Consider the following 22,336-nt stretch of genomic DNA (forward strand, 5'->3'; position numbering starts at 1 on the left):
AAAACGCACGGGATGGGCGATTCCGTTCCCGATATTTTTTCATTCCCTCGCGTCAGCGTGATTTGGCCGATGATCGGCTAACGGGATGAATATATTCGCGAAATGCACCTTCCGCGTGTGCTTTCATGATCCTGTATGCCTGAGTTTTCAAGAAGATGAAAAAAGGCGGCCCCCCTTGGGGGACCGCCTCTGCAAGACCGGACTTCGGGGGGAGGGTCAGTCCATGGCCTTGAAGTTGAACTCGCCGCCGTCCTTGATGCCCGAGAACCAGCGCGCGGTGACGGTCTTGGTGCGGGTGTAGAAGCGGAAGGCGTCGGGGCCGTACTGGTTCAGGTCGCCGAAGGCCGATTTCTTCCAGCCGCCGAAGGTGAAGTACGACAGCGGCACCGGGATCGGGAAGTTGATGCCGACCATGCCGACGTTCACGCGGCTGGCGAAATCGCGGGCCACGTCGCCATCGGCGGTGTAGATCGCGGTGCCGTTGCCGTATTCGTTGTTCATCGTCAGCTGCAGGGCTTCTTCATAGCTGTCGGTGCGGACCTGGCTCAGGACCGGGCCGAAGATCTCCTGCTTGTAGATCTCCATGTCGGGGGTGACGTTGTCGAACAGCGTCGGGCCGACGAAGAAGCCGTTTTCATAGCCCTGCAGGCTGAAGTCGCGGCCGTCGCGCACCAGCGTTGCGCCCTGTTCCACGCCCGAGGTGATCAGGCCCTTGATCTTGTCCTGCGATGCCTTGGTGATGACGGGGCCGTAATCCACGTCTTCGCCGGCGGTGTAGGGGCCGACCTTCAGCTTTTCGATGCGCGGCAGCAGCTTTTCGATCAGCGTGTCGGCGGTCTTCTTGCCCACCGGCACCGCGACCGAGATCGCCATGCAGCGTTCGCCCGCCGCACCATAGCCCGCACCCACCAGCGCGTCGGCGGCCTTGTCCATGTCCGCGTCGGGCATGATGATCATGTGGTTCTTCGCACCGCCGAAGCACTGCGCGCGCTTGCCGGTCGCGGTGGCACGGCCGTAGATGTACTGCGCGATCGGCGTCGAGCCGACAAAGCCCACGGCCTGGATCACGTCGCTGTCCAGCAGCGCGTCAACGGCTTCCTTGTCGCCGTTCACCACCTGCAGCACGCCATCGGGCAGGCCGGCTTCCTGGATCAGTTCGGCCAGGCGCAGCGCGCAAGAGGGGGTGCGCTCGGACGGCTTGAGGATCATCGCGTTGCCGCAGACCAGCGCCGGGGCCATCTTCCACAGCGGGATCATCGCGGGGAAGTTGAAGGGGGTGATGCCGGCCACGACGCCAAGCGCCTGACGCATCGAGTAAAGGTCGATGCCCGGGCCGCCGTTGTCCATGAACTCGCCCTTCAGCATGTGCGGGGCGCCCATGCAGACCTCGACCACTTCCAGGCCGCGCTGCACGTCGCCGCGGGCATCGGGGATGGTCTTGCCGTGCTCTTTCGAGATCAGCTCGGCCAGCTCGTCCATGTGCTCGTTGATGAGCGCACCGAACTTCATCATCACCCGGGCGCGGCGCTGCGGGTTGGTGGCGGCCCATTTGACCTGCGCTTCGGCAGCCGAGGCAATGGCGGCCTCGATCTCGGCCACGCTGGCCAGCGGCAGCTTGGCGATGACTTCGCCGGTTGCCGGGTTCGAAACGTCGGTAAAGCGGCCCGAGGTGCCCTTGACGTGGGCGCCGTTGATGAAATGGGTCAGTTCCTGCATTGGATCCTCCTGTCTTTGGATGTGACGTTACTATTGCAATTTTGCGTGGGGAACCGGAAATAACACAAAGGAGCTTTGCGGGAATGCATGTATGAACTGGGATGACCTGAGGTGTTTCCTGTCCGTCGGCCGGTTGGAGAGCCTTTCGGCGGCGGCGCGGCAGCTGCGCATCGACCCGGCCACGGTGGGCCGGCGGATTGGCCGTCTGGAAGAGGATATCGGGGCGGCGCTGTTTGCCAAGTCGCCCCAGGGCTATGCCCTGACCGAGGCGGGTCAGCGCCTGATGGGCCATGCCGCGCGCGCCGAGGCGGCGCTGGCCGCGGGCGAGGCCGAGGTCGCGGGCCAGGGGGCTGCGGGCCTGTCGGGGCAGATCCGCATCGGGGCGCCGGACGGGGTGGCGAATTTCCTGCTGCCGCAGGTCTGTGCCTCGATCGTCGAGGACAATCCCGATCTTGAGGTGCAGATCATCGCCCTGCCGCGCCTCTTTAACCTGACCAAGCGCGAGGCCGATGTGGCGATCACGGTGTCGGCGCCGACGGCGGGGCGGCTGATGGTCAAGAAGATCTCGGACTACCACCTGCATCTGGCGGCCACGAAGGATTATCTGGCGCGCACGCCGCCGATCCGCGACGTGATGGACCTGCGCCACCACCGGCTGGTGGGCTATATCCCCGACATGATCTTTGACAAGGAACTGGATTATCTGGGCGAGGTCGGCGCCGAACGGGTGCCGCTGGCGTCGAATTCGGTCTCGGTGCAGTTCAACTGGATCGCCGCCGGGTCGGGGGTGGGGATCATCCACGATTTCTCGCTGCCGCATCAGCCCAATCTGGTGCGGGTGCTGCCCGACCGGATCAGCCTGCGGCGCAGTTTCTACCTGGTGCGCCATGCCGATGACACCCGGCTGGAACGGATGAACCGCTTTGCCACGCTGCTATCCGAAAGATTGCGTGGCGAGATCCAGCGTCGCGAAGCCTTTTCTTGACACGACAGGCTATTGTCATCGACCCTTGAGGCTGGAGGAGTTGTTCAGAACAGGGAGGAATCGGATGCTTGTGCAGCAGATTCTGAAGGCAAAGGGCAGTGGCGCGGTGATCACCGTGACGCCGGATACCCCGGTGCGCGAGGTGGCCGAGCTGCTGAAGGCGCATCGTATCGGCGGGGTGGTGATCAGCTATACCGGCAAGCATGCGGATGGCATCCTGTCGGAACGCGACCTGGTGCGGGGCCTGGCCTCGCGCGGGGCGGCGATCCTGGATCTGCCGGCCGAGGCGCTGATGACGCGCAATCCGCAATGCGGCACCCCGGACACCCAGGTGATCGAGGTGCTGACCCGCATGACCGAGGGGCGCTTTCGCCACATGCCGATCCTCGAGGACGGCGAGCTGGTCGGTATCGTCACCATCGGCGATGCGGTGAAGGCGCGGCTGGATCAGCTGTCGATGGAGAAGGACGCCCTTGAAGGCATGATCATGGGCTACTAGGTGCCTCAGGTTGCCCGGGTCCAAGGGCCCGGACATCCGAAAGCCGTGACCGGATGCGGCTTTCGGATCGGCAGGGCGGTCCGACTACGCTGGGGAGCCATCTGAGATGGATGCGGGGCCGTCCTGTCACATGCCCCGGCCCGCCAGGCCGCATCCCGCTGCCTGGCGGGCCGGGGCACGTCCCTTTCGCTGACGCGGCGTCCTTGTCCCGTCATCTGTCTTCGCTGTCATCGAAATTTCACCACCCAGACGAAATCCCTGCACTGCAAGGCCTTGCGGCCTGATGTGAAGGGCTGCGGACGGCGGATGCCCCTGGGGCGAATGCCCGCATTGCGTCCTGCGGGGCTTGCAAACGGCGGCGTGATATTGTTGCGTGCGCCTCGGACGCAACCCGAGGAGGCCCCCATGCGTATCGGTCTATACCCCGGCACTTTCGATCCGATCACCCTTGGGCACCTGGACATCATCCGGCGTGCCTCGGCCCTGGTGGACCGGCTGGTGATCGGTGTCGCGATCAATCGCGACAAGGGGCCCTTGTTCTCGCTGGAGGAGCGGGTCGAGATGATCGAGGCCGAATGCGGCCATCTTTCCAAAGAGATGGGCATCGAGATCGTCGCCCATCCCTTCGAGAACCTGCTGATTCACTGCGCCCATGACGTTGGTGCATCGATCATCGTGCGCGGCCTGCGGGCGGTGACGGATTTCGAATATGAATTCCAGATGGTCGGCATGAACCGGATGCTCGACAATTCGATCGAGACGGTCTTCCTGATGGCCGACACCCATCACCAGGCGATTGCCTCGAAACTGGTGAAGGAGATCGCGCGGCTGCAGGGCGACGTGTCGAACTTTGTCACCCCCGCGGTGGCGCAGCGGCTGATCACACGGCTGGCGCGCCAGGGCTAGGGGTCAGGCACGCGCCAGGTCCCGGATCAGCCCGGCACAGGTTTCGGGCTGGGTCATAGGCAGCATGTGCCCGCCGGGCACAAGCTGCAGCCGGACCTTCGGATGGGCCTCGCGGAAGGCCTTCCCGTGAACCTGTGAATCCAGCACCTGATCCCCCGTTCCGAACAGGATCGAGATCGGCATAGGAAGTTCATCCATCACCTTAGCTATGGCATTCAACCCTTTGGTTGAGCTTCGATAATCCTTGCTTGTGTGATAGAAGTGCAGGGGCCTTAGACCCAGCAGCGCACCGCCCTGGACTGCAGCGTCGAAGGGCGGCGCCTCGGGGCCGTAGAGCACCTTCAGAAGCTGTTTCGTGCCATAGAGCGCACCCGGCGTGGCGAAGGTCCAGGCATAAAGCCAGCGCAGCAGGTCAAGCCGGATGTTCAGGTTGTCGAAGATAGGCGCGGCGGGTTGGCCGGGGGTCGTCAGCGGGGCGATCAGCGCCAGGCCCCGGATACGCTCGGGCGCCTGCACCGCCATCGACAGGGCAATCGCGCCGCCCAGAGAATGGCCGACGACCAGCGGGCGCTCGATCTTCAGGACCTCCATCAGCTCCAGCATCTGCGCCGCGTGGTCGGCCGGCGTGGCCGGGGCCGCCAGCGGCCGTTCGGACCAGCCCATGCCCGGCCGGTCGGGCACGATCACCCGATGGTCGCGGGCCAGGATGTCGATCAGCCCCATATCGAAATTGCCCAGCTGTCCGCCCAGCCCGTGTACCATCACGATGGCAGGGCCGGTGCCGCGCTCGACGTAATGCAGCCGGCCGGTGGACAGGGTGGTGAAGCGCCCCCTTGGCGGCACCAGGCCTTCGGCCCGACGTTTCCACAGCCAGCTGTTGCCGACCAGCCCGCCCAGGCCCAGCAGCACCGCCGTGCCCAGGATTTCCAACCCCAACATCTCAGATTGCTCCTTAGCGCCAGAAGGCGATCCACCACAGGAAGTCGGCCAATTTGCGCAGCAGGAACAGCGCCGCCCGGCCATCATTGAACAGATGGTCCCAGCCCAGGACACCCAGGATGATCAGCCCCAGAATGATCGCCAGCCTGTTCGACATCTTCACCCTCCGGCTGCCGATCCTGCCAAAGCAAAGGGGGCCGTTCAAGATCCTCTCCCGAACAGCCCCCCAATTTTACAAACGGAAACGTTTCCTAGAGCAGCTTGCCCATGTGCGCGGCCATGTCCGACATGCGGTTCGAGAAGCCCCATTCGTTGTCGTACCAGCTGAGGATCCGCACCATCGTGCCATCCAGCACCTTGGTTTGATCCAGCGCCATGGTCGAGCTATGCGCGTCGTGGTTCAGGTCGACCGAAACCAGCGGCTCGGTCGTGTAGCCCAGGATGCCCTTCAGCGGGCCATCGGCGGCGGCGACGATGGCGGCGTTGATTTCCTCGGCGGTGGTTTCACGGCCGGCGGTAAAGGTCAGGTCGACGCAGGAGACGTTCGGCGTCGGCACGCGGATCGCGGTGCCGTCCAGCTTGCCTTTCAGTTCCGGCAGCACCAGGCCCACGGCCTTGGCCGCACCGGTCGAGGTCGGGATCATCGACATCGCCGCGGCGCGGGCGCGATACAGGTCCTTGTGGGTGCGGTCCAGCGTCGGCTGGTCGCCGGTGTAGGAATGGATGGTGGTCATGAAGCCCGACTTGATGCCGACCAGATCGTTCAGCACCTTGGCAACGGGGCTGAGGCAGTTCGTCGTGCAGGAGGCGTTCGAGACGACCATGTGCTCGGGCTTGAGGGTCAGGTGGTTGACGCCGAAGACGGCCGTGGCATCCGCCCCGGAGCAGGGCGCCGAGACCAGCACCCGGCCCGAGCCGTTCGCCAGGTGCCGCGCGGCGGCATCACGGGTGACGAAAAGGCCGGTGCATTCCAGGGCGATGTCGACGTCCCCCCAGGGCAGGTCTTCGGGGTTGCGGATCGCGGTGACCTTGATCTTGTTGCCGGTGCCGACATCCATCCAGTCTTCGCCGGTCGTCACCTCGCCTGCGAAGCGGCCATGGACGCTGTCGTAGCGGAAGAGGTGGGCATTGGTGTCCACGGGCGCCAGGTCGTTGACGGCGACGACTTCGACATCGGTACGGCCGCTTTCGGCAATGGCGCGCAGCACGTTGCGCCCGATGCGTCCGAACCCGTTGATCGCGACAGTGGTGGCCATGTGAGATCCTCCGGCACCGCCTGTGCGGTGCAATTTCAGTTGCAGCGTCATCCCCCGCGAACGGGGAGGTCGCCGCCTTGATACCGCTAGCGCTAACAGTTTGTCCAGAGGCACTTCTGAATTGAAGGATCGGCGCAGAAGGGACAAACGAAAGACCCCCGGAGGCGCAATTCGCGCGCTCCGGGGGTCACATGCCCTCCCTGGCATGCCGCGCCGCCCTGCGGCGGCGCGAGATATCTTACTTCTGCAGACGGCCGAGGGCGGCGGCCACGTCGGCCATGCGGCAGGAGAAGCCCCATTCGTTGTCATACCAGGCCAGCACGCGCACCAGACGCTTGCCCATGACCTTGGTCTGGTCGGGGGCAAAGATCGAGGATTGCTCGGTATGGGTGAAGTCGATCGAGACCTTGGGCTCGGGGTCGTAGCCCAGCACGTGGCCCATATGGCCAGCGGCGGCTTCGCGGACGACTTCGTTCACGTCATCGACGGTGACGTCCTTCTTGGCCACGAAGGTCAGGTCGACACAGGACACGTTCGGGGTCGGTACGCGGATGGCCGACCCGTCCAGCTTGCCCGCCAGTTCCGGCAGCACCAGGCCCAGGGCCTTGGCGGCACCGGTCGAGGTGGGGATCTGGCTCATGGCGGCGGCGCGGGCGCGGTAGAGGTCCTTGTGGCGACGGTCCAGCGTCGGCTGGTCGCCGGTGTAGGAATGGATCGTGGTCATGATGCCCGACTCGATGCCGATCGCATCGTTCAGCACCTTCGCCAGCGGGGCCAGGCAGTTGGTCGTGCACGACCCGTTCGAGATCATCGTGTCGCCTTCCACCAGGTCGCGGTGGTTGACGCCGTAGACGATGGTCTTCTGGACGTTCTTGGCAGGGGCCGAGATCAGCACCGACTTGGCGCCGCGCGCCATGTGCATCTTGGCCTTTTCGCCGTCATTGAACTTGCCGGTGCATTCCAGGACGACATCGACGCCTTCCCAGTCCAGCTCGTCGGGATTGTAGGTCGAGAACACCTCCATCGGGCCGCGGCCGATGTCCATGGTGTTGCCGGCGATCTTGACCTCGTTGCCGAAACGGCCCTGAACGCTGTCGTATTTCAGCAGATGGGCATTGGTCTCGATCGGGCCGGTGGCGTTGATCTTGACGACCTGCACGTCATTGCGCGCGGCCTCTGCGATATGCGCAAGGGTGCAGCGGCCGATCCGACCGAAACCGTTGATTGCCAGAGTGACCGTCATGTCCCGTGTCTCCTGCTAACGAACCTGAGGGTTAGATAGTCCAAAGGCTGTGGCCGGGTAAGGGGAAAATCCATTTCCTGACAATATGTTAGCGAAAACATTTACCCACTGCCCATGGTTGCGCTAACCTTTGCGCTGCCGGTGGCGCTAACTCGTGCTGCAGGGCAGCATCGTTTGTCGATGACTGAGAATCGGAGGGTGGAAGGCGGTGCAGGGGGCTCCGCCCCCGCCGCGCGTGCCGCGCGCCTCCCCCGAGGTATTTGGGAACAAGAAAATGGGCAGGAAGGGCCGGGGCCCGGGTGCGCCCGGTTCTTTCATCTGGCCATAAATACTCCCGCCGGAGGCTTCGCCCCGGAGGGGCGAAATGCGAAGGGGCCGGCGCGGCGGCCGGCCCCCTGCAGGATCCGATGCGGGTCAGAGAAGCGACTTGACCTTGGCTGCGACGGCCTCGGCGGTGATGCCGAACTTCTCGTAGAGGACTTCGGCCGGGGCCGAGGCGCCGAAGCTTTCCATGCCGACGAAGCCTGCCTTGGCTTCGCGGCCACGTTCGCCCAGCAGCCATTGGTCCCAGCCCATGCGGGCACCGGCTTCGACCGCGACGCGGACGGGGCCGGCGGGCAGCACGCGTTTGCGGATCGCCTCGTCCTGCTGCGCGAAGAGCTCGAAGCAGGGCATGGAGACGACGCGGGTGCCGATGCCTTCGGCCTCCAGCAGGGCCTTCGCCTCCATCGCGATGGCAACTTCGGAACCGGTGGCCAGAAGGATCGCCTGGCGCTTGCCCTCGGCTTCGGCCAGCACGTAGGCGCCCTGGGCGACCATGTTCTTGGCCTTGAACTCGGTCCGCAGGGTCGGCAGGTTCTGGCGGGTCAGCGACAGCACCGAGGGGGTCGATTTCTGCGTCAGCGCGATTTCCCAGGCCTCGGCGGTTTCCACGGCATCGGCCGGGCGGAACACCAGGGTGTTGGGGGTGGCGCGGCACATCGCCAGATGCTCGACCGGCTGGTGGGTCGGGCCGTCTTCGCCAAGGCCGATCGAATCGTGCGTCATGACGTAGACCGGGGCGACCTGCATCAGCGCCGACAGGCGCATCGCCGGGCGGGCGTAGTCGGTGAAGCAGAAGAACGTGCCCGAGTAGGGCTTGAGGCCGCCATGCAGCGCCATGCCGTTCATCGCTGCCGCCATGCCGTGTTCACGGATGCCCCAGTGGACGAAGCGGCCCTTCTGGTTGTCGGTGTCGAAGATGCCCAGATCGCCGGTCTTGGTGTTGTTGGACCCCGTCAGGTCGGCCGAGCCGCCGATGGTTTCCGGCAGCACCGGGTTGATGACTTCCAGCGCCAGTTCGGACGCCTTGCGGGTCGCCACGTTCGGCAGCGCTTCGGAGTGCTGCTTTTTCAGCGCGCGCACGACGGCTGCGAGCTTGGCGGGCACTTCGCCGTCGATGCGGCGGGTGATCTCGGCCTGCTTGCGCTCCGAGAGGGCGGCAAAGCGCTCGTCCCAGGCGAAGCGTTCGGCGGCGCCGCGGCGGCCGATCTCTTCCCAGGCGGACTTGATGTCGGCGGGGATCTCGAAGGCGGGGGCGGTCCAGCCCCAGGCGGCCTTGGCGGCGGCGTTCTGATCCTTGTTGGTCAGCGCACCGTGGCCTTTGGACGTGTCCTGTGCCGCGTGGCCAAGCGCGATATGCGTCTTGCAGGCGATCATCGAGGGCTTGCCGGATTTCTTCGCCGCAACGATTGCCGCGTCGATGGCGACCGGATCATGGCCGTCGATTTCCTGCACGTGCCAGCCGTTCGCCTTGAAGCGCGCAACCTGGTCGGTGCGCGACGACAGCTCCACGGTGCCGTCGATGGTGATGTTATTGTTGTCCCAGAAGACCACCAGCTTTTCCAGCTCGTGGCGGCCGGCGATCGAGATCGCCTCTTCCGAGACACCTTCCATCAGGCAGCCGTCGCCGGCGATGACATAGGTGTAGTGGTCCACCACCTTCTTGCCCAGCTGCGCGCGCAGCATGGCTTCGGCCATGGCAAAGCCCACCGACATCGCCAGGCCCTGACCCAGCGGGCCGGTCGTGGTCTCGATGCCATTGGCCAGGAAGTTCTCGGGGTGGCCGGCGGTGCGGGCGCCCCACTGGCGGAAGTTCTTGACCTCTTCGAGGGGGAACTGCTCGTAACCGGTCAGGTGCAGCAGGGAGTAGAGCAGCATCGAACCGTGGCCGGCCGACAGGATGAAGCGGTCGCGGTCGAACCAGTTCGGGGCCGAGGCATCGAACTTCAGGTGCTTTTCGAACAGCACGGTGGCGACGTCTGCCATGCCGATCGGCATGCCGGAATGGCCGGAATTCGCGGCGGCGACGGCATCGAGCGTCAGCACGCGGATCGCGGCGGCCTTGGACCAGTGTTCGGGATGTGCGTTGCGCAGGGCCTCGATATCCACTTGGGTCTCCCTTCGAGGGTGGCGGAAAGGTGGCGCGGGCGGGTGCCCGTCGGTGTTAGCGCTCATACCAGCCAAGGCGTGAAACGCAAGCGCAGCACGGGTGCAATGGGGGATGAATGGCCGAATTTGGCCCCCGTTTGGGATTTCTCAGGGGTTTAGACTAGGATCAGGGGAACAGGCAGGGGCGCGCGATTCGGCCCATGGCGTCACGAAACGGCGCAAGGGGCGTTCCGGGTTGCGCGCGGACAGGATAAGGTCGGTGAGGTAAAGATTGAACCGCAGTGAAGAGAGCACATGAAAGAGCTGGATGAAGTGCAGGGACGTATCCTGGCGGCGCTCGACCGGATCGAGGCGGGCTTTGATGCCTGGCCGGTCCAGGTGGCCGCCGCGGCGCCCCGGGCCGATGCGGAGGCCGAGGCGGCGCTGAGGGACGAGGTGGCGCGCCTGCAGGGCAGCCGCACCGCCATGGAGACCGAGCTGGCCCGCGCCCAGGACCGCAAGGCCGCCCTGAACCGCGAACTGGAGCGCGCCCAGGCCGAGCGCGCGGCCCTTGAAGCCCGCGTGGCCGAGCTGGAGGCCGCGATCGCCACCAGCCCCGCCGCCGAGACCGAGCCCGAGGTCCAGGTGCCCGCCGAGGCGCTGGAAGCCCTGGCCATCGTCGAGGAAGAGCTGGGCCGCCTGCGCGCGGTCAACGACCAGCTGCGGGCCAACAACCGTGCCCTGCGCGAGGCCCACGAGGCCGCGGGCGCCGAACTGCTGGCCGAAGGGGTGCTGGCGGAACTTGAATCGCTGCGGGCCGATCACGCGGCGGCCCGCGCCGAAGCCGCCTCGGTGATGGCGGTGTTGCGGCCGATGCTGGCCCGGGACGAGGCGAGGGGAGAGGCATGATGCCCAACGTGACGGTGATGATCGGCGGCCGCGGCTTCGACGTGGCCTGCGAGGCCGGGCAGGAGGATTTCCTGCGGCGCGCGGCAGCGCAGCTGGACCAGGAGGCCCAGGCGCTGCTGGCGGCGACGGGGCGCATTCCGGAACCGACGATGCTGCTGATGTCGGGGCTGATGCTGGCCGACCGGACGGGCCGTGGCGAGGAACGCATCGCCACGCTGGAGCACGAGATCGAGGCTCTGCGCGAGGAGATCACCAACCTGCGCAACCAGCCCGCGCCCCAGCCCGAGCAGATCGAGGTGATCAAGGAGGTTCAGGTCGAGGTGGTCCGCGAGATCGTGCCACCCTCGGTCCGCCAGGCGCTGGTGGAACTGGCCGAGCGTGCCGAATACCTGGCCATGCAGGTCGAGGCCAAGGCCGGAGCACCGGAAGACGACGGCGAGGCCCTGGCCGACGAGGCCTGAGGGGTGGCGTGCGGGACGTTCGGGGACCGGGCATCGGCCCCGCTACTGTCCGGCGGGCGGTTGCGGAACCGGATGTGGCTGTTGGGCGGCCCGTGGTTACTGCGCCTGGCAATCGCGGGGCGGGTCGGGCGGCCGCGCCGCTGGCGAATGGCATTGCGCGGCTCTGGCAGCAGCTCTGTCGTCCGGCCCGGGTCGGCCTTTGGGGCCTCCGGGCCATGAGGGGCTGGCATCGCTTGCATTTGGCGCAGGGCGCATCGGTGGGCCGGTCTACGGGGATCGGTGCGCCATGGCCGGTGGCCGTCGCCCTGCGTATGGCGCAATTCTGTCGTCCGGCGCGGGTCGGCCTTTGGACCATCCGGGCCATAAGGCGCTGGTCCTGCGTGCCCTTGCCGGAGGGCGCATCGCTGCGCCGGGCTGCCGGGCCCCGTGCGTCATGGCCGATGGCCGCCCTGCGCGAAACGCAGCTGGGCTGCAAGGTGCGGGCGAGAGCGGCGGTGCGCGGGGGGATCCCGGCGTTTCCCGGGCGGCTGCGGCCTGGCGGTCCGGCGCTGAGGTCCCTGGGGGTGATCGCCGGGCTGTTGACGGGGCTGGCGCCTGCACAGGCGGGGCAGGTGATCCAGGCGCTTTATACCTGCGAGCGCGGCGTGCAGATCCCCGCGAGCTACATCAACACGTCGGACGGCAATTACGTGGTGCTGCAGGCCGAGGGGCAGCAGATCGTCCTGGCGCAAGCGGTGTCGGGATCGGGCGCACGCTATGGCGGGGCGGCGGGCTACCAGTGGTGGTCCAAGGGCCGGTCGGCGCGGCTGTCGTGGTTCGATCCCGCGGCCGGCGAAAAGGAAAAAGGCGAAGAGGTCACCCTCTTCGCCTTCTGCGAAACCGCAAAGTGATCGCGGATCAGCTGTTGGCCGAGCGGATCTTGTCCGCAGCGTCCTTGGAATAGGCCACGCCCGACTGGTCGAACAGCGTGTCCAGCTCGCCCGACAGGGTCATCTCGGTGATGATGTCGCAGCCGCCGACGAACTCGCCCTTGACGTAGAGCTGGGGAATGGTCGGCCAATCGGAATAGTCCTTGATGCCCTGGCGGATCTCGGGATCGGCGAGGACGTTCACGTCGACGAAATCGACACCCATGTAGTTCAGCACGCCCGCCACGCGCGAGGAGAAGCCGCACTGCGGCATTTCCTTGGTGCCCTTCATGTAGAGCACCACGTCATTGGCTTTTACGGTATCTTCGATACGGCTCTTTGCGTCGGTGGTCATTGTCGCCTCCTTGCGGCGGAATTCGAAAAGTCCCTTTGGTCGCTGGATACAGCGAACCGGCGCCGGAATCCAGCACAAGCGATACATCATACCCGAAGCGGGGTGCACAGCCGGGCATGAAGCCCTGCGCCCGCGCCTTGGTCGCGCGGTGCAAGGTGTTGACGCTGAAGGGAAAAGAGGATCAGTCCGGGGCGCGGGTGGTCAGCGCCAGAGCATGAAGTTCGCCATGCGCACCGTCCATCTTGCCCTTCAGCGCCGCATAGACCGCGCGCTGTTGCTGGACCCGGTTCTTGCCCCGAAAGCTTTCGTCCTCGACCATCGCCGAGAAATGCTGGCCGTCGTCACCCTGGACCTCGATCTTGGCATCGGGGAAGCTTTCGCGGATCAGGGCGGCGATATCGTGGGCCTCAAGGGACATGGGGGTCTCCGTCATTTTCTTTCAATCTAGGCGAGGGCGCGTGGGCCCGCAAGCGCCACGCATGACAACGCGCGAAGCCCGGGGGCTCCGCGCGCGGTCGGTCATCGGTCCGGGGCCTCAGGCGAAGGTGGCGCCGAAGGTCGAACGGAAGGTCTGCGACAGCTCGGCCAGCGGGGCCGAAGCGCCGCCAAGGCTGACCTCGGTGCCGCCGAACTTGCCAACGGTGGCGACCGGGACGCCCGCCTTGCCGGCGGCAACCATCAGGGCCTCGGCCTCGTCAAAGTTGCAGGCCACGAGGTAGCGCGCCTGGTCCTCGCCGAAAAGTTCCGCCTGATCTGCGGTTTCAAGGCTGACGCCCACGCCGGCGGATTCCGCCATCTCGAAGGCCGCAAGCGCCAGGCCGCCATCGCCCAGATCGGTGCAGGCCTTGATCAGCGCGGTATTGGCGCGGATGAAGTCACCATGCAGCTTCTCGGTGGCCAGGTCCACGGCGGGGGCATCGCCCTCGGTGCGGTTGAACACCTCGGCCAGCAGGGCCGACTGGCCCAGATGCGCGCCGGGTTGACCCACCAGCAGGGCCACGTGGCCATCGCGCACCGCGCCGGTGATGGCGGTTGCGGCATCGGCGATCAGGCCCACGGCGCCGATGGTCGGCGTCGGCAGGATCGCGCGGCCGTCGGTCTCGTTGTAAAGCGAGACGTTGCCCGACACGATCGGCATGTCGAGGGCGGCAACCGCCGCGCCGATGCCTTTGATCGCGCCGACGAACTGGCCCATGATCTCGGGCTTTTCGGGGTTGCCGAAGTTCAGGTTGTCGGTCGTGGCCAGCGGCAGGGCGCCCTTGGCGGTCAGGTTGCGATAGGCTTCGGCGACGGCCTGCTTGCCGCCCTCGAAGGGGTTCGCCTTGACATAGCGCGGGGTCACGTCGCTGGTGAAGGCCAGCACCTTGTCGGTGCCGTGCACGCGCAGCAGACCCGCACCCAGGCCCGGGCCCGCGGTGGTGTCGGCCATGACCATGGTGTCGTACTGTTCGTAGACCCACTGTTTCGACGCATAGTTCGGCGCGCCGATCAGCGCCTTCAGGCCGTCGATCGGATCGACCGCGGGCACATCGCCCAAGGGTGCGGCGGGCGCGGTTTCCACGAAGGGACGGTCGTATTCAGGGGCCGAGGACGACAGTTTCGACAGCGGCAGATCCGCCCAGACCTTGCCGCCATGCTCGATGATGAAGCGGTCCTCGGCGATGGTCTCGCCGACGATGGCGAAATCCAGGTCCCATTTCTCGAAGACGGCGCGGGCTTCGGCTTCAAGCTCGGGCTTGAGGACCATCAGCATCCGTTCCTGGGATTCCGACAGCATCATCTCGTAGGCGGTCATGCCCACTTCGCGCTGCGGCACGTCATCAAGGCGCAGATGCACGCCTAGGCCGCCCTTGTCGCCCATTTCCACGGCCGAGCAGGTCAGACCCGCCGCACCCATGTCCTGGATCGAGATCACGGCGCCGGTCGCCATCAGCTCCAGCGTGGCTTCCATCAGGCGCTTTTCGGTGAACGGGTCGCCGACCTGGACGGTGGGGCGCTTCTCTTCGATGGTGTCATCGAATTCGGCCGAGGCCATGGTGGCGCCGCCGACGCCGTCGCGGCCGGTTTTTGCCCCCAGATAGACGACGGGCATCCCGACGCCGCTGGCGGCCGAATAGAAGATCTTGTCCGCATCCGCGAGGCCCGCCGCGAAGGCGTTCACCAGGCAGTTGCCGTTGTAGGCCGGGTCAAAGCGCACTTCGCCGCCCACGGTCGGCACGCCAAAGCAGTTGCCGTAGCCGCCGACGCCTGCCACGACGCCATGCACCAGCTGTTTCGTCTTCGCCAGCGCCGGATCCCCGAACGAGAGCGAGTTCATCGCCGCGATGGGGCGCGCGCCCATGGTGAAGACGTCCCGAAGGATGCCGCCGACGCCTGTCGCCGCGCCCTGGTAGGGTTCGATGTAGGACGGGTGGTTGTGGCTTTCCATCTTGAAGACGACAGCCTGGCCGTCGCCGATGTCGATGATGCCGGCGTTTTCGCCCGGGCCGCAGATGACCTGCGGACCTTCGGTCGGCAGGGTGCGCAGCCAGCGCTTCGAGGACTTGTAAGAGCAGTGCTCGTTCCACATGGCCGAGAAGATGCCGAGTTCGGTGAACGTGGGTTCCCGGTTCAGGATCTTGAGGATCTCGGCATATTCCTCGGGCTTGATCCCGTGGCTCGCGATCAGGTCTTCGGTGATGGCGGGTTCTTGCATCTGGATCCCCTGTGCTGATTGCGGCCCGATTTACGCGAGAGCCGCCCGCTGGGGAAGGGGCTGCGGCGGAAAAACCGGTGCAGTGTCCCCTGCGGCAAGCGAAAAGGGGCGCGGATTGCTCCGCGCCCCTTCGGGCAGGGGATGGTGCAGGGATCAGCTGGGCTGTTCTGCGGGGGTCGGGTTCGGCAGCTCTTCCATGTCCGGAATCAGCGCCTGGCGGATTTCCGACTGGGTGCCTTCCATCAGCAGCTGACCGCCCTTGGTCATGTGCTCGATCGGCATCAGGAACTTGCCCTTGTAGGTGGACTGGTCCTCGTAGGTGTCGACCATCGCATAGTCGGGACCGGCGGGCATGTCGTAGACGTCGGTGACATAGCCCACGACCTGGTTGTCGGTGCTCAGGACGTTGGTGCGGTCAAGCGGCGAGTCGATCTTGCGGGCGCCCGCCAGGAAGGCCTTGAAGTCGGCTTCTTTGGTCTTCAGCTTGGCGGGTTCCATCGCCGGACGCGACACGATGACGGCTTCGGGGGTATCGGCACGGCCCGACTTGATGTCGGTCATCGACTGACTGTCCAGCGCCATGGCGGACAGCGGCAGGATCGCGGCAAGGGCCGCACCGGAGACGATTTTACCAAAGGTTTTCATGGTCTTTCCTTTCATGTGGCCGAGTGTCTCTTCGCAGGAACAATGATCGGGCAGGGGGAAAGGTTCCGACAGCCGGGGCATTTTTTCAGCGCCCCCGGCGACGACGGCCCCCCGCGAGGGGGAGGCGTCAGGCAGACCGGGCGTCGGGCCAAAAAAAAGGCCGGACACAAGGTCCGGCCAGGTCCAACAGGGAGGTTGAAGATGATGTGCCGCTAAGCAGCATCACCGTCGATTGCCGAAATATGCGCCGATGTTTGAACGATCAAGCCCCAATTTACCGCAATCGCCGCATTGCAGCTATGCATCAGTTGCAAATCCCGCCGAATCACGGGGCGACTCGGGGTCATTTCCGGGGGGATTGATTCGCGACGGCGGGCGCCGACGGGACGGATCACTCCGTCTCGTCGCGCTCGCGCAGTTCGCGGATGGTGCGGCGGTGCAGCAGGATTTCCTCCTGCACGAAGTCGCGGAAGGCCGCCACGCGCTTGGAATGGCGCAGCTCTTCGGGATAGGCCAGGAACACCGGCACTTCGGTGCTTTCCACATCGGGGAAGATCCGCTGCAGGGTCGGGAATTCCTCGATCAGGTAGTCGGGCAGCACGCCGATTCCCAGATCATGCACCACCGCCTGCAGCACGCCGAAATAGTTGTTCACCGTCAGGGTCGAGCGCACGTCATGCGACATCAGCTGGCTGACCAGCATCGCGCCCCCCGTCACCTGAGGCGAGGCCGGCGTCTGGCAGATCAGCCGGTGCTGGTTCAGATCCTCGGGTTTTTCCGGGCGGCCGTAGCGTTCCAGATAGCCGGTCGAGGCATAGCAGCGCATGCGGATCGACATGATCTTCTTGCGGATCAGGTCGGCCTGGCTGGGTTCCTTCATGCGCACGGCCACGTCGGCCTCGCGCATCGGCAGGTCCAGCACGCGCTCTTCCAGCATCAGGTCGATCTTCAGATCGGGATACTGTTCGTAAAGCTTGGGCAGGCGCGGGGCCAGCCACAGGGTGCCAAAGCCGATGGCCGTGGTCACGCGCAGTTCGCCGAACACCTCTTCCTCGCTGTCGCGGATCCGCGCGGTGGCGGTTTCCAGGCGCTTGGCCATGGCGCGCGTGGCGTCGAACAGCAGTTCGCCCTGTTCCGTCAGGATCAGGCCGCGGGCATGGCGGTGGAAGAGGGTGGTGTTCAGGCTTTCCTCAAGCCCGCGGATCTGGCGCGAGACCGCGGATTGGGAAAGGTGAAGGGCATCGCCCGCGTGCGTAAGGCTGCCCGCATCGGCGACAGCGTGGAAAATTCTAAGTTTGTCCCAGTCCATCTGAAAGCAATCTGCCGATCTTGTTGCGATAATCCGGTCTTATGGGTGTACCGGGGTTTGTCGCCGGTCTCTTAATCGGCATGATAGCCGAAGGACAGGTGGTTGCGGGAATTTTCTGCGCCCGCAGCCGGATCCGCGCCAAGCTGTGACTTTCGGAAGACGAGCGTGCCGGGATGCGCAGGCGGCCCCGCCGGTCGCAGGGCCCGGGCAGGCAGGGGTTTGGCGCCCATGCGGGGGGATGGGCGGGGCCGGTCGGGATCCGCGCGGGGCCGGACGTCAGAGGGATGGCGCGCCGCGCGGTCTGACGCAGAAGTGAACGGGCAGGGCAGGCTGGCGCGCGGGGGGCACTGGGCCTAGACTGACGGCCGGTACCGCCTGCAATCCCGCTGCCGCGGCGGCGCGGGCGAAAGCGGCGATGGATTTCCCGCCCCGACCGACGTAAGAGCGGGCGGCAAGGCCCCGGCCCGGCGCTTTGGGCGCGGTCGGCACGGGCGGCAGGACACGGATAACCGGGATACGGACATGGCGGTTGGGATTTTCGATTCGGGATTGGGCGGGCTGACGGTGCTGGATGCCTGCGCCAAGCGGCTGCCGCAGGTGCCCTTCGTCTATTATGGCGACAACTGCCACGCGCCCTATGGCGTGCGCACCGCGGATGACATCTACAATCTGACGAAGATCGGCGTGCAGCGGCTGTTCGATGCCGGCTGCGACCTGGTGATCCTGGCCTGCAACACCGCCAGCGCTGCCGCGCTGCGGCGGATGCAGGAAACCTGGCTGACCCCCGACAAGCGCGTGCTGGGCGTCTTCGTGCCGCTGATCGAGGCGCTGACCGAACGCCAGTGGGGCGATAATTCCGCCCCGCGCGAGGTCGCGGTCAAGCATGTGGCCCTGTTCGCCACTCCGGCCACCGTTGCCAGCCGCGCCTTCCAGCGCGAACTGGCCTTCCGCGCCATCGGTGTCGATGTCGAGGCTCAGGCCTGCGGTGGTCTGGTCGATGCGATCGAGGACGGCGACATGATCCTGGCCGAGGCGCTGGTGCGCAGCCATGTCGAGGCGCTGAAGCGCAAGATGCCGCATCCGCAGGCCGCGATCCTGGGCTGCACCCATTATCCGCTGATGGAACCCACCTTCCGCGAGGCCCTGGGCCCCGAGGTGCAGGTCTATTCGCAGGCCAATCTGGTTGCCGCCTCGCTGGAGGATTACCTCAACCGCCATCCCGACAAGCGCGGCCCGGGCGAGGTGTCGATGTTCCTGACGACGGGCGATCCGGCGCGGGTGTCGACCCATGCGACGCAGGCGCTGAAGCGGCGGATCGATTTCCACGCCGCCTGACCCGGCGCCCGTCGCGGGCATTTGATCCCCGTCAGGTTGCGGCAGGGCGGGATACGGTACAAAAGCGCGGGCCGCTGCAGTGTCGAAAGGGCAGGAATGGCTGAGAACAGGAAGCAGATCGCGATCATCGGCGCCTCGGGCTATACCGGGGCCGAACTGATCCGCCTGATCGCCACCCATCCGGGGATGCAGATCGCGGCACTGGCCGCCAATGCCAAGGCCGGCCAGCCGATGGCGCAGGTCTATCCGCATCTGCGCCACCTTGATCTGCCGGATCTCGTGACGGTCGATCAGATCGACTTTGCTGCCATCGACCTGGCGTTCTGCGCCCTGCCGCACAAGACCAGCCAGCAGGTGATCCGGGACCTGCCGCGCGACCTGAAGATCGTCGATCTGTCGGCGGATTTCCGGCTGGCCGATCCCGATGAATACCAGAAATGGTACGGCAATGCCCATGCCGCCATCGCGCTGCAGGCCGAGGCCGTCTATGGGCTGACCGAATTCTACCGCGCGCAGATTGCGGCGGCGCGGCTGGTCGCGGGCACGGGCTGCAATGCCGCCACCGGACAATATGTGCTGCGGCCGCTGATCGGGGCCGGGGTGATCGGGCTTGATGACATCATCCTCGACATGAAATGCGCCGTGTCGGGGGCGGGTCGGGCACTGAAGGAAAACCTGCTGCATGCCGAGATGTCGGAAGGCGCCAATGCCTATGCGGTCGGCGGCCAGCACCGGCACCTGGGTGAATTCGACCAGGAATTCAGTGCCCTGGCGGGGCGGCCCGTCCAGGTGCAGTTCACCCCCCACCTGATCCCGGCGAACCGTGGCATCCTGTGCACCGCCTATGTCAGCGGCGATGCGCAGGCGATCCATGCCACGCTTGCGGCCGCCTATGCGGCCGAGCCCTTCCTGCAGGTGCTGCCCTTCGGCGAGACCCCTTCGACCCATCATGTGCGGGGCTCGAATTTCGTGCATCTGGGGGTGACGGGGGATCGCATCGCGGGCCGCGCCATCGTGGTGTGCGCCCTCGACAACCTGTGCAAGGGGTCGTCCGGTCAGGCGATCCAGAATGCCAACCTGATGCTGGGCCTGCCCGAGACCGATGGTCTGATGCTGGCCCCGCTGTTTCCCTGAACCGCGGGAGGTCCGATGAAAGGGCTGAAGAAGAAACGCCGGATCCAGATCATCGCCGCCGCCTTCGTGGCGCTGGCGGTGGCCACGGGTCTGATCGGATATTCCCTGCGGGATGGGATCAACTACTTCCGCTCGCCCTCTCAGGTGCTGGCCGAGAACCCGCCCGCCTCGGAAACCTTCCGGCTGGGCGGGCTGGTCGAGAAGGGGACGCTCGACAAGACGGGGGGCGATACGGTCAAGTTCACCGTGACCGATGGCGGGGCCTCGGTGCCGGTGGTCTACACGGGGATCCTGCCGGATCTGTTCGGCGAGGGGCAGGGCATGATCGGCACCGGCACCTATGCCGGCGGCGTCTTCCATGCCAAGGAAATCCTGGCCAAGCATGACGAGAACTACATGCCCAAGGAACTGAAGGACGCGCTGAAGGAACAGGGCGTCTACGAGGGCGCCGACAAGGGGTGAACGGCAGGTCTGATCGGCGCGGGCCGGTCGGTCGTCAGCACTGCAAGGGGCCCGCGGGCGCGGGCCTTCCGCCTCCGGCGGGCATATTTTTGGAAAGATGAAAGGGGGGTGCGTCAGGCGCCTGGCGATCGGGTTTCGGCTGTGGCGGGGATTTGAATTGGCGGGCGGGGGGCTGCATCCTATAAACGGTGCCATGTTGAACGAGCTCGGTCATTTCGCCCTCATCCTGGCCATGGTGGTGGCTTTCGTGCAGGCCACCGTGCCCCAGATCGGCGCCGCGCGCCGCTGGAACGGCTGGATCGCCGTGGCCGAACCCGCGGCGCTGATCCAGTTCCTGCTGGTGGGGTTCTCGTTCGCGGTGCTGGTGCGCGCCTTCGTGGTGTCGGATTTCTCGTTGCAGCTGGTGTGGGAGAATTCCAACATCGACCAGCCGATGCTGTACAAGCTGACCGGGATCTGGGGCAACCACGAGGGCTCGATGCTGCTGTGGATCCTGATCCTGGCGCTGTTCGGGGCGGCGGCGGCGCTGTTCGGGGGCAACCTGCCGGCGGCCTTCCGGGCCCGGGTGCTGGCGGTGCAGGGGCTGATCGGCTTCGCCTTCCTGGTGTTCGAGATCTTCACCTCGAACCCGTTCCTGCGCCTGGCGGTGCCGCCCTTCAACGGCCAGTCGCTGAACCCGCTGCTGCAGGACCCCGGCCTGGCCTTCCATCCGCCGTTCCTTTACACCGGCTATGTCGGCCTTTCGATGAGCTTTTCCTTCGCCGTCGCCGCCCTGATCGAGGGCCGCGTCGATGCTGCCTGGGCCCGCTGGGTGCGGCCCTGGACGCTGGCGGCCTGGCTGTTCCTGACGGTGGGCATCGCCATGGGCTCTATGTGGGCCTATTACGAGCTGGGCTGGGGCGGCTTCTGGTTCTGGGATCCGGTCGAGAATGCCTCGTTCATGCCCTGGCTGGTGGCGGCGGCGCTGCTGCATTCGGCCGTGGTGGTGGAAAAGCGCGAAAGCCTGAAAAGCTGGTGCGTGCTGCTGGCGATCCTGGCGTTCGGGTTTTCGCTGGTGGGGGCGTTCATCACCCGCTCGGGTGTGATCACATCGGTGCATGCCTTTGCCAGTGACCCGACCCGGGGCGCGGCGCTGCTGATCCTGATCGCGATCTTCATGGGCGGCGCGCTGACGCTTTATGCCGCGCGCGGCGATGTGCTGGCCTCGAAGGGGGTGTTCGGCACGGTCAGCCGGGAATCGGTGCTGGTGCTGAACAACATCCTGCTGGTGGTCGCGGCCTTCGTGGTCTTTACCGGTACGCTCTGGCCGCTGGTGGCCGAGATGGTGCTGGGCAAGAAGCTGTCGGTCGGCGCGCCCTTCTTCAACCTGGCCTTCACCCCGTTCATGGCGCTGCTTGGCGTGGTGCTGCCGGTGGGGTCCATGCTGCCGTGGAAGCGCGCGAAGACGGGCCGCATCCTGCGCCTGCTGGTGCCGGCCTTCGTGCTGGCGCTGGCGGTGGGGGCGCTGGTCTGGGCGATGCAGAGCGGGCGCTCGGCGCTTGGGCCGCTGGGGATGCTGCTGGGGACCTGGCTGGTGGCCGGGGCACTGACGGATCTTTATGCGCGCACCGGATCGGGCGGGCCGGGGCGGCTGCTGCGGCTGCCGCGCTCGGACTGGGGGCGGGTTGTGGCCCATGCGGGGCTGGGGATCAGCATCATGGGGATCTGCGGCATGCTGGCCTGGCAGAGCGAGGACATCCGTGTCGTCAAGGCCGGCGACAGCGTGCATCTGTCGGGCTATACGATCACGCTGCAGGGCGTGTCAGACGTGCAGGGGCCGAACTATGCCGCCACCCGCGCCGAGGTCGACATCACCCGCAACGGCCGCCAGGTCGCCCATGTCTACCCCGAGAAACGTTTCTATCCCGTGGCCGGGATGCCGACGACCGAGGCCGCGATCACAAATGGCGTGTTGCGCGACATCTATGTGGTGATCGGGGATGCGCAGCAGGGCGGCGGCTGGGCGATGCGCAGCTACGTCAAGCCGCTGGCGAACTGGATCTGGGGCGGCGCGCTGCTGATGGCCTTCGGTGGCCTGCTGAGCCTGTCGGACCGGCGCTTCCGCGTCGCGGCGGGCGCGGCCAAGGCCCGCAAGGGTGCGGAGGTCGCGGCAGAATGAGACAGAGTGCGA

21 protein-coding genes are annotated in these 22,336 nt (G+C 66.1%); 10 read left to right on the plus strand and 11 right to left on the minus strand.

Translation table 11 applies throughout. The annotated features are described in order from the left end of the window. Positions 1 to 216: 216 nt before the first annotated feature. On the minus strand, positions 217 to 1,716 hold the full coding sequence (locus tag AC2ITM_RS07760) for a CoA-acylating methylmalonate-semialdehyde dehydrogenase (protein WP_486469241.1): 1,500 nt from the start codon (positions 1,714 to 1,716) through the stop codon (positions 217 to 219). Positions 1,717 to 1,807: 91 nt separating this feature from the next. Between AC2ITM_RS07760 and AC2ITM_RS07765 the strand changes: the two genes are divergently transcribed. The 3 genes from AC2ITM_RS07765 to coaD all read left to right on the plus strand — a co-directional run bounded on the left by AC2ITM_RS07765 (position 1,808) and on the right by coaD (position 4,106). Further along, positions 1,808 to 2,701, plus strand: a complete 894-nt coding sequence (locus tag AC2ITM_RS07765) for a LysR family transcriptional regulator (protein WP_486469242.1) — start codon at positions 1,808 to 1,810, stop codon at positions 2,699 to 2,701. A 64-nt stretch (positions 2,702 to 2,765) separates the two neighbouring features. Next, a complete protein-coding gene (locus tag AC2ITM_RS07770) occupies positions 2,766 to 3,200 on the plus strand; it encodes a CBS domain-containing protein (RefSeq protein ID WP_486469243.1) in 435 nt (144 codons plus the stop codon). A 405-nt stretch (positions 3,201 to 3,605) separates the two neighbouring features. After that, the gene (coaD, locus tag AC2ITM_RS07775) at positions 3,606 to 4,106 is read left to right on the plus strand and encodes a pantetheine-phosphate adenylyltransferase (RefSeq protein ID WP_486469244.1); all 501 of its coding nucleotides are present in this window, start codon (positions 3,606 to 3,608) and stop codon (positions 4,104 to 4,106) included. 3 nt (positions 4,107 to 4,109) lie between these two features. On the opposite strand, the gene AC2ITM_RS07780 is transcribed toward coaD, so the two are convergent. From AC2ITM_RS07780 to tkt, 5 genes are all read right to left on the minus strand, one after another. Further along, positions 4,110 to 5,045, minus strand: a complete 936-nt coding sequence (locus AC2ITM_RS07780) for an alpha/beta fold hydrolase (protein ID WP_486469245.1) — start codon at positions 5,043 to 5,045, stop codon at positions 4,110 to 4,112. Between the two features lie 13 nt (positions 5,046 to 5,058). Then, positions 5,059 to 5,202, minus strand: coding sequence for a hypothetical protein (locus tag AC2ITM_RS07785; protein ID WP_486469246.1), 144 nt, complete (start codon positions 5,200 to 5,202; stop codon positions 5,059 to 5,061). Positions 5,203 to 5,296: 94 nt separating this feature from the next. Further along, complete coding sequence (gap, locus tag AC2ITM_RS07790) at positions 5,297 to 6,301, minus strand: type I glyceraldehyde-3-phosphate dehydrogenase (protein WP_486469247.1); 1,005 nt, start codon at positions 6,299 to 6,301, stop codon at positions 5,297 to 5,299. Positions 6,302 to 6,539: 238 nt separating this feature from the next. Continuing rightward, positions 6,540 to 7,544: a type I glyceraldehyde-3-phosphate dehydrogenase gene (gene gap / locus AC2ITM_RS07795; RefSeq protein ID WP_486469248.1), complete on the minus strand. Its 1,005-nt coding sequence runs from the start codon at positions 7,542 to 7,544 to the stop codon at positions 6,540 to 6,542. Between the two features lie 414 nt (positions 7,545 to 7,958). After that, positions 7,959 to 9,974, minus strand: coding sequence for a transketolase (gene tkt / locus AC2ITM_RS07800; RefSeq protein WP_486469249.1), 2,016 nt, complete (start codon positions 9,972 to 9,974; stop codon positions 7,959 to 7,961). A gap of 294 nt (positions 9,975 to 10,268) precedes the next feature. On the opposite strand from tkt, the gene AC2ITM_RS07805 reads away from it, so the two are divergent. The 3 genes from AC2ITM_RS07805 (at position 10,269) to AC2ITM_RS07815 (ending at position 12,213) form a co-directional block, all read left to right on the plus strand. Then, positions 10,269 to 10,862, plus strand: coding sequence for a hypothetical protein (locus AC2ITM_RS07805; protein ID WP_486469250.1), 594 nt, complete (start codon positions 10,269 to 10,271; stop codon positions 10,860 to 10,862). Next, positions 10,859 to 11,323: a cell division protein ZapA gene (locus tag AC2ITM_RS07810; RefSeq protein WP_486469251.1), complete on the plus strand. Its 465-nt coding sequence runs from the start codon at positions 10,859 to 10,861 to the stop codon at positions 11,321 to 11,323. Before AC2ITM_RS07805 ends, AC2ITM_RS07810 begins: the two co-directional genes overlap by 4 nt. 440 nt (positions 11,324 to 11,763) lie before the next feature. Continuing rightward, complete coding sequence (locus AC2ITM_RS07815) at positions 11,764 to 12,213, plus strand: MliC family protein (RefSeq protein WP_486469252.1); 450 nt, start codon at positions 11,764 to 11,766, stop codon at positions 12,211 to 12,213. A 7-nt stretch (positions 12,214 to 12,220) separates the two neighbouring features. On the opposite strand, the gene grxD is transcribed toward AC2ITM_RS07815, so the two are convergent. The 5 genes from grxD to AC2ITM_RS07840 form a co-directional block, all read right to left on the minus strand. Continuing rightward, positions 12,221 to 12,586 carry a Grx4 family monothiol glutaredoxin gene (gene grxD, locus AC2ITM_RS07820; protein WP_486469253.1) on the minus strand — a complete coding sequence of 122 codons (366 nt, stop codon included), beginning with the start codon at positions 12,584 to 12,586 and terminating at the stop codon, positions 12,221 to 12,223. Positions 12,587 to 12,767: 181 nt separating this feature from the next. Continuing rightward, entirely contained in the window at positions 12,768 to 13,004 is a 237-nt protein-coding gene (locus AC2ITM_RS07825; RefSeq protein ID WP_486469254.1) for a BolA/IbaG family iron-sulfur metabolism protein, read from the minus strand. Between the two features lie 117 nt (positions 13,005 to 13,121). Beyond that, positions 13,122 to 15,281, minus strand: a complete 2,160-nt coding sequence (purL, locus tag AC2ITM_RS07830) for a phosphoribosylformylglycinamidine synthase subunit PurL (protein ID WP_486469255.1) — start codon at positions 15,279 to 15,281, stop codon at positions 13,122 to 13,124. Positions 15,282 to 15,434: 153 nt separating this feature from the next. Then, positions 15,435 to 15,926 carry a hypothetical protein gene (locus AC2ITM_RS07835; protein WP_486469256.1) on the minus strand — a complete coding sequence of 164 codons (492 nt, stop codon included), beginning with the start codon at positions 15,924 to 15,926 and terminating at the stop codon, positions 15,435 to 15,437. 391 nt (positions 15,927 to 16,317) lie between these two features. Continuing rightward, complete coding sequence (locus AC2ITM_RS07840; protein ID WP_486469257.1) at positions 16,318 to 17,235, minus strand: LysR family transcriptional regulator; 918 nt, start codon at positions 17,233 to 17,235, stop codon at positions 16,318 to 16,320. A gap of 522 nt (positions 17,236 to 17,757) precedes the next feature. Here AC2ITM_RS07840 and AC2ITM_RS07845 point away from each other — a divergent pair. The 4 genes from AC2ITM_RS07845 (at position 17,758) to AC2ITM_RS07860 (ending at position 22,324) form a co-directional block, all read left to right on the plus strand. Further along, positions 17,758 to 18,570, plus strand: coding sequence for a glutamate racemase (locus AC2ITM_RS07845; protein ID WP_486469258.1), 813 nt, complete (start codon positions 17,758 to 17,760; stop codon positions 18,568 to 18,570). 96 nt (positions 18,571 to 18,666) lie between these two features. Then, positions 18,667 to 19,704 (plus strand): N-acetyl-gamma-glutamyl-phosphate reductase, encoded by a 1,038-nt coding sequence (gene argC, locus AC2ITM_RS07850; RefSeq protein ID WP_486469259.1) that lies wholly within the window; start codon positions 18,667 to 18,669, stop codon positions 19,702 to 19,704. A 15-nt stretch (positions 19,705 to 19,719) separates the two neighbouring features. Then, positions 19,720 to 20,166, plus strand: coding sequence for a cytochrome c maturation protein CcmE (gene ccmE / locus AC2ITM_RS07855; protein WP_486469260.1), 447 nt, complete (start codon positions 19,720 to 19,722; stop codon positions 20,164 to 20,166). Between the two features lie 193 nt (positions 20,167 to 20,359). Further along, positions 20,360 to 22,324, plus strand: coding sequence for a heme lyase CcmF/NrfE family subunit (locus AC2ITM_RS07860; RefSeq protein ID WP_486469261.1), 1,965 nt, complete (start codon positions 20,360 to 20,362; stop codon positions 22,322 to 22,324). Positions 22,325 to 22,336: the final 12 nt, after the last annotated feature.

It is taken from the genome of Pseudooceanicola sp. NS-SX9 (genome assembly GCF_057380705.1).

Excerpts from the sequence above, each read along its gene's own strand:
- AC2ITM_RS07785 (WP_486469246.1), bottom strand. The coding sequence starts at position 5,202 with ATGTCGAACAGGCTGGCGATCATTCTGGGGCTGATCATCCTGGGTGTC.
- coaD (WP_486469244.1), top strand. The coding sequence starts at position 3,606 with ATGCGTATCGGTCTATACCCCGGCACTTTCGATCCGATCACCCTTGGG.
- gap (WP_486469247.1), bottom strand. The coding sequence starts at position 6,301 with ATGGCCACCACTGTCGCGATCAACGGGTTCGGACGCATCGGGCGCAAC.
- AC2ITM_RS07765 (WP_486469242.1), top strand. The coding sequence starts at position 1,808 with ATGAACTGGGATGACCTGAGGTGTTTCCTGTCCGTCGGCCGGTTGGAG.
- AC2ITM_RS07760 (WP_486469241.1), bottom strand. The coding sequence starts at position 1,716 with ATGCAGGAACTGACCCATTTCATCAACGGCGCCCACGTCAAGGGCACC.
- AC2ITM_RS07810 (WP_486469251.1), top strand. The coding sequence starts at position 10,859 with ATGATGCCCAACGTGACGGTGATGATCGGCGGCCGCGGCTTCGACGTG.
- AC2ITM_RS07845 (WP_486469258.1), top strand. The coding sequence starts at position 17,758 with ATGGCGGTTGGGATTTTCGATTCGGGATTGGGCGGGCTGACGGTGCTG.
- grxD (WP_486469253.1), bottom strand. The coding sequence starts at position 12,586 with ATGACCACCGACGCAAAGAGCCGTATCGAAGATACCGTAAAAGCCAAT.
- AC2ITM_RS07805 (WP_486469250.1), top strand. The coding sequence starts at position 10,269 with ATGAAAGAGCTGGATGAAGTGCAGGGACGTATCCTGGCGGCGCTCGAC.
- gap (WP_486469248.1), bottom strand. The coding sequence starts at position 7,544 with ATGACGGTCACTCTGGCAATCAACGGTTTCGGTCGGATCGGCCGCTGC.
- purL (WP_486469255.1), bottom strand. The coding sequence starts at position 15,281 with ATGCAAGAACCCGCCATCACCGAAGACCTGATCGCGAGCCACGGGATC.
- AC2ITM_RS07860 (WP_486469261.1), top strand. The coding sequence starts at position 20,360 with ATGTTGAACGAGCTCGGTCATTTCGCCCTCATCCTGGCCATGGTGGTG.
- AC2ITM_RS07840 (WP_486469257.1), bottom strand. The coding sequence starts at position 17,235 with ATGGACTGGGACAAACTTAGAATTTTCCACGCTGTCGCCGATGCGGGC.
- AC2ITM_RS07835 (WP_486469256.1), bottom strand. The coding sequence starts at position 15,926 with ATGAAAACCTTTGGTAAAATCGTCTCCGGTGCGGCCCTTGCCGCGATC.
- ccmE (WP_486469260.1), top strand. The coding sequence starts at position 19,720 with ATGAAAGGGCTGAAGAAGAAACGCCGGATCCAGATCATCGCCGCCGCC.
- AC2ITM_RS07815 (WP_486469252.1), top strand. The coding sequence starts at position 11,764 with ATGGCCGCCCTGCGCGAAACGCAGCTGGGCTGCAAGGTGCGGGCGAGA.
- argC (WP_486469259.1), top strand. The coding sequence starts at position 18,667 with ATGGCTGAGAACAGGAAGCAGATCGCGATCATCGGCGCCTCGGGCTAT.
- AC2ITM_RS07825 (WP_486469254.1), bottom strand. The coding sequence starts at position 13,004 with ATGTCCCTTGAGGCCCACGATATCGCCGCCCTGATCCGCGAAAGCTTC.
- AC2ITM_RS07780 (WP_486469245.1), bottom strand. The coding sequence starts at position 5,045 with ATGTTGGGGTTGGAAATCCTGGGCACGGCGGTGCTGCTGGGCCTGGGC.
- AC2ITM_RS07770 (WP_486469243.1), top strand. The coding sequence starts at position 2,766 with ATGCTTGTGCAGCAGATTCTGAAGGCAAAGGGCAGTGGCGCGGTGATC.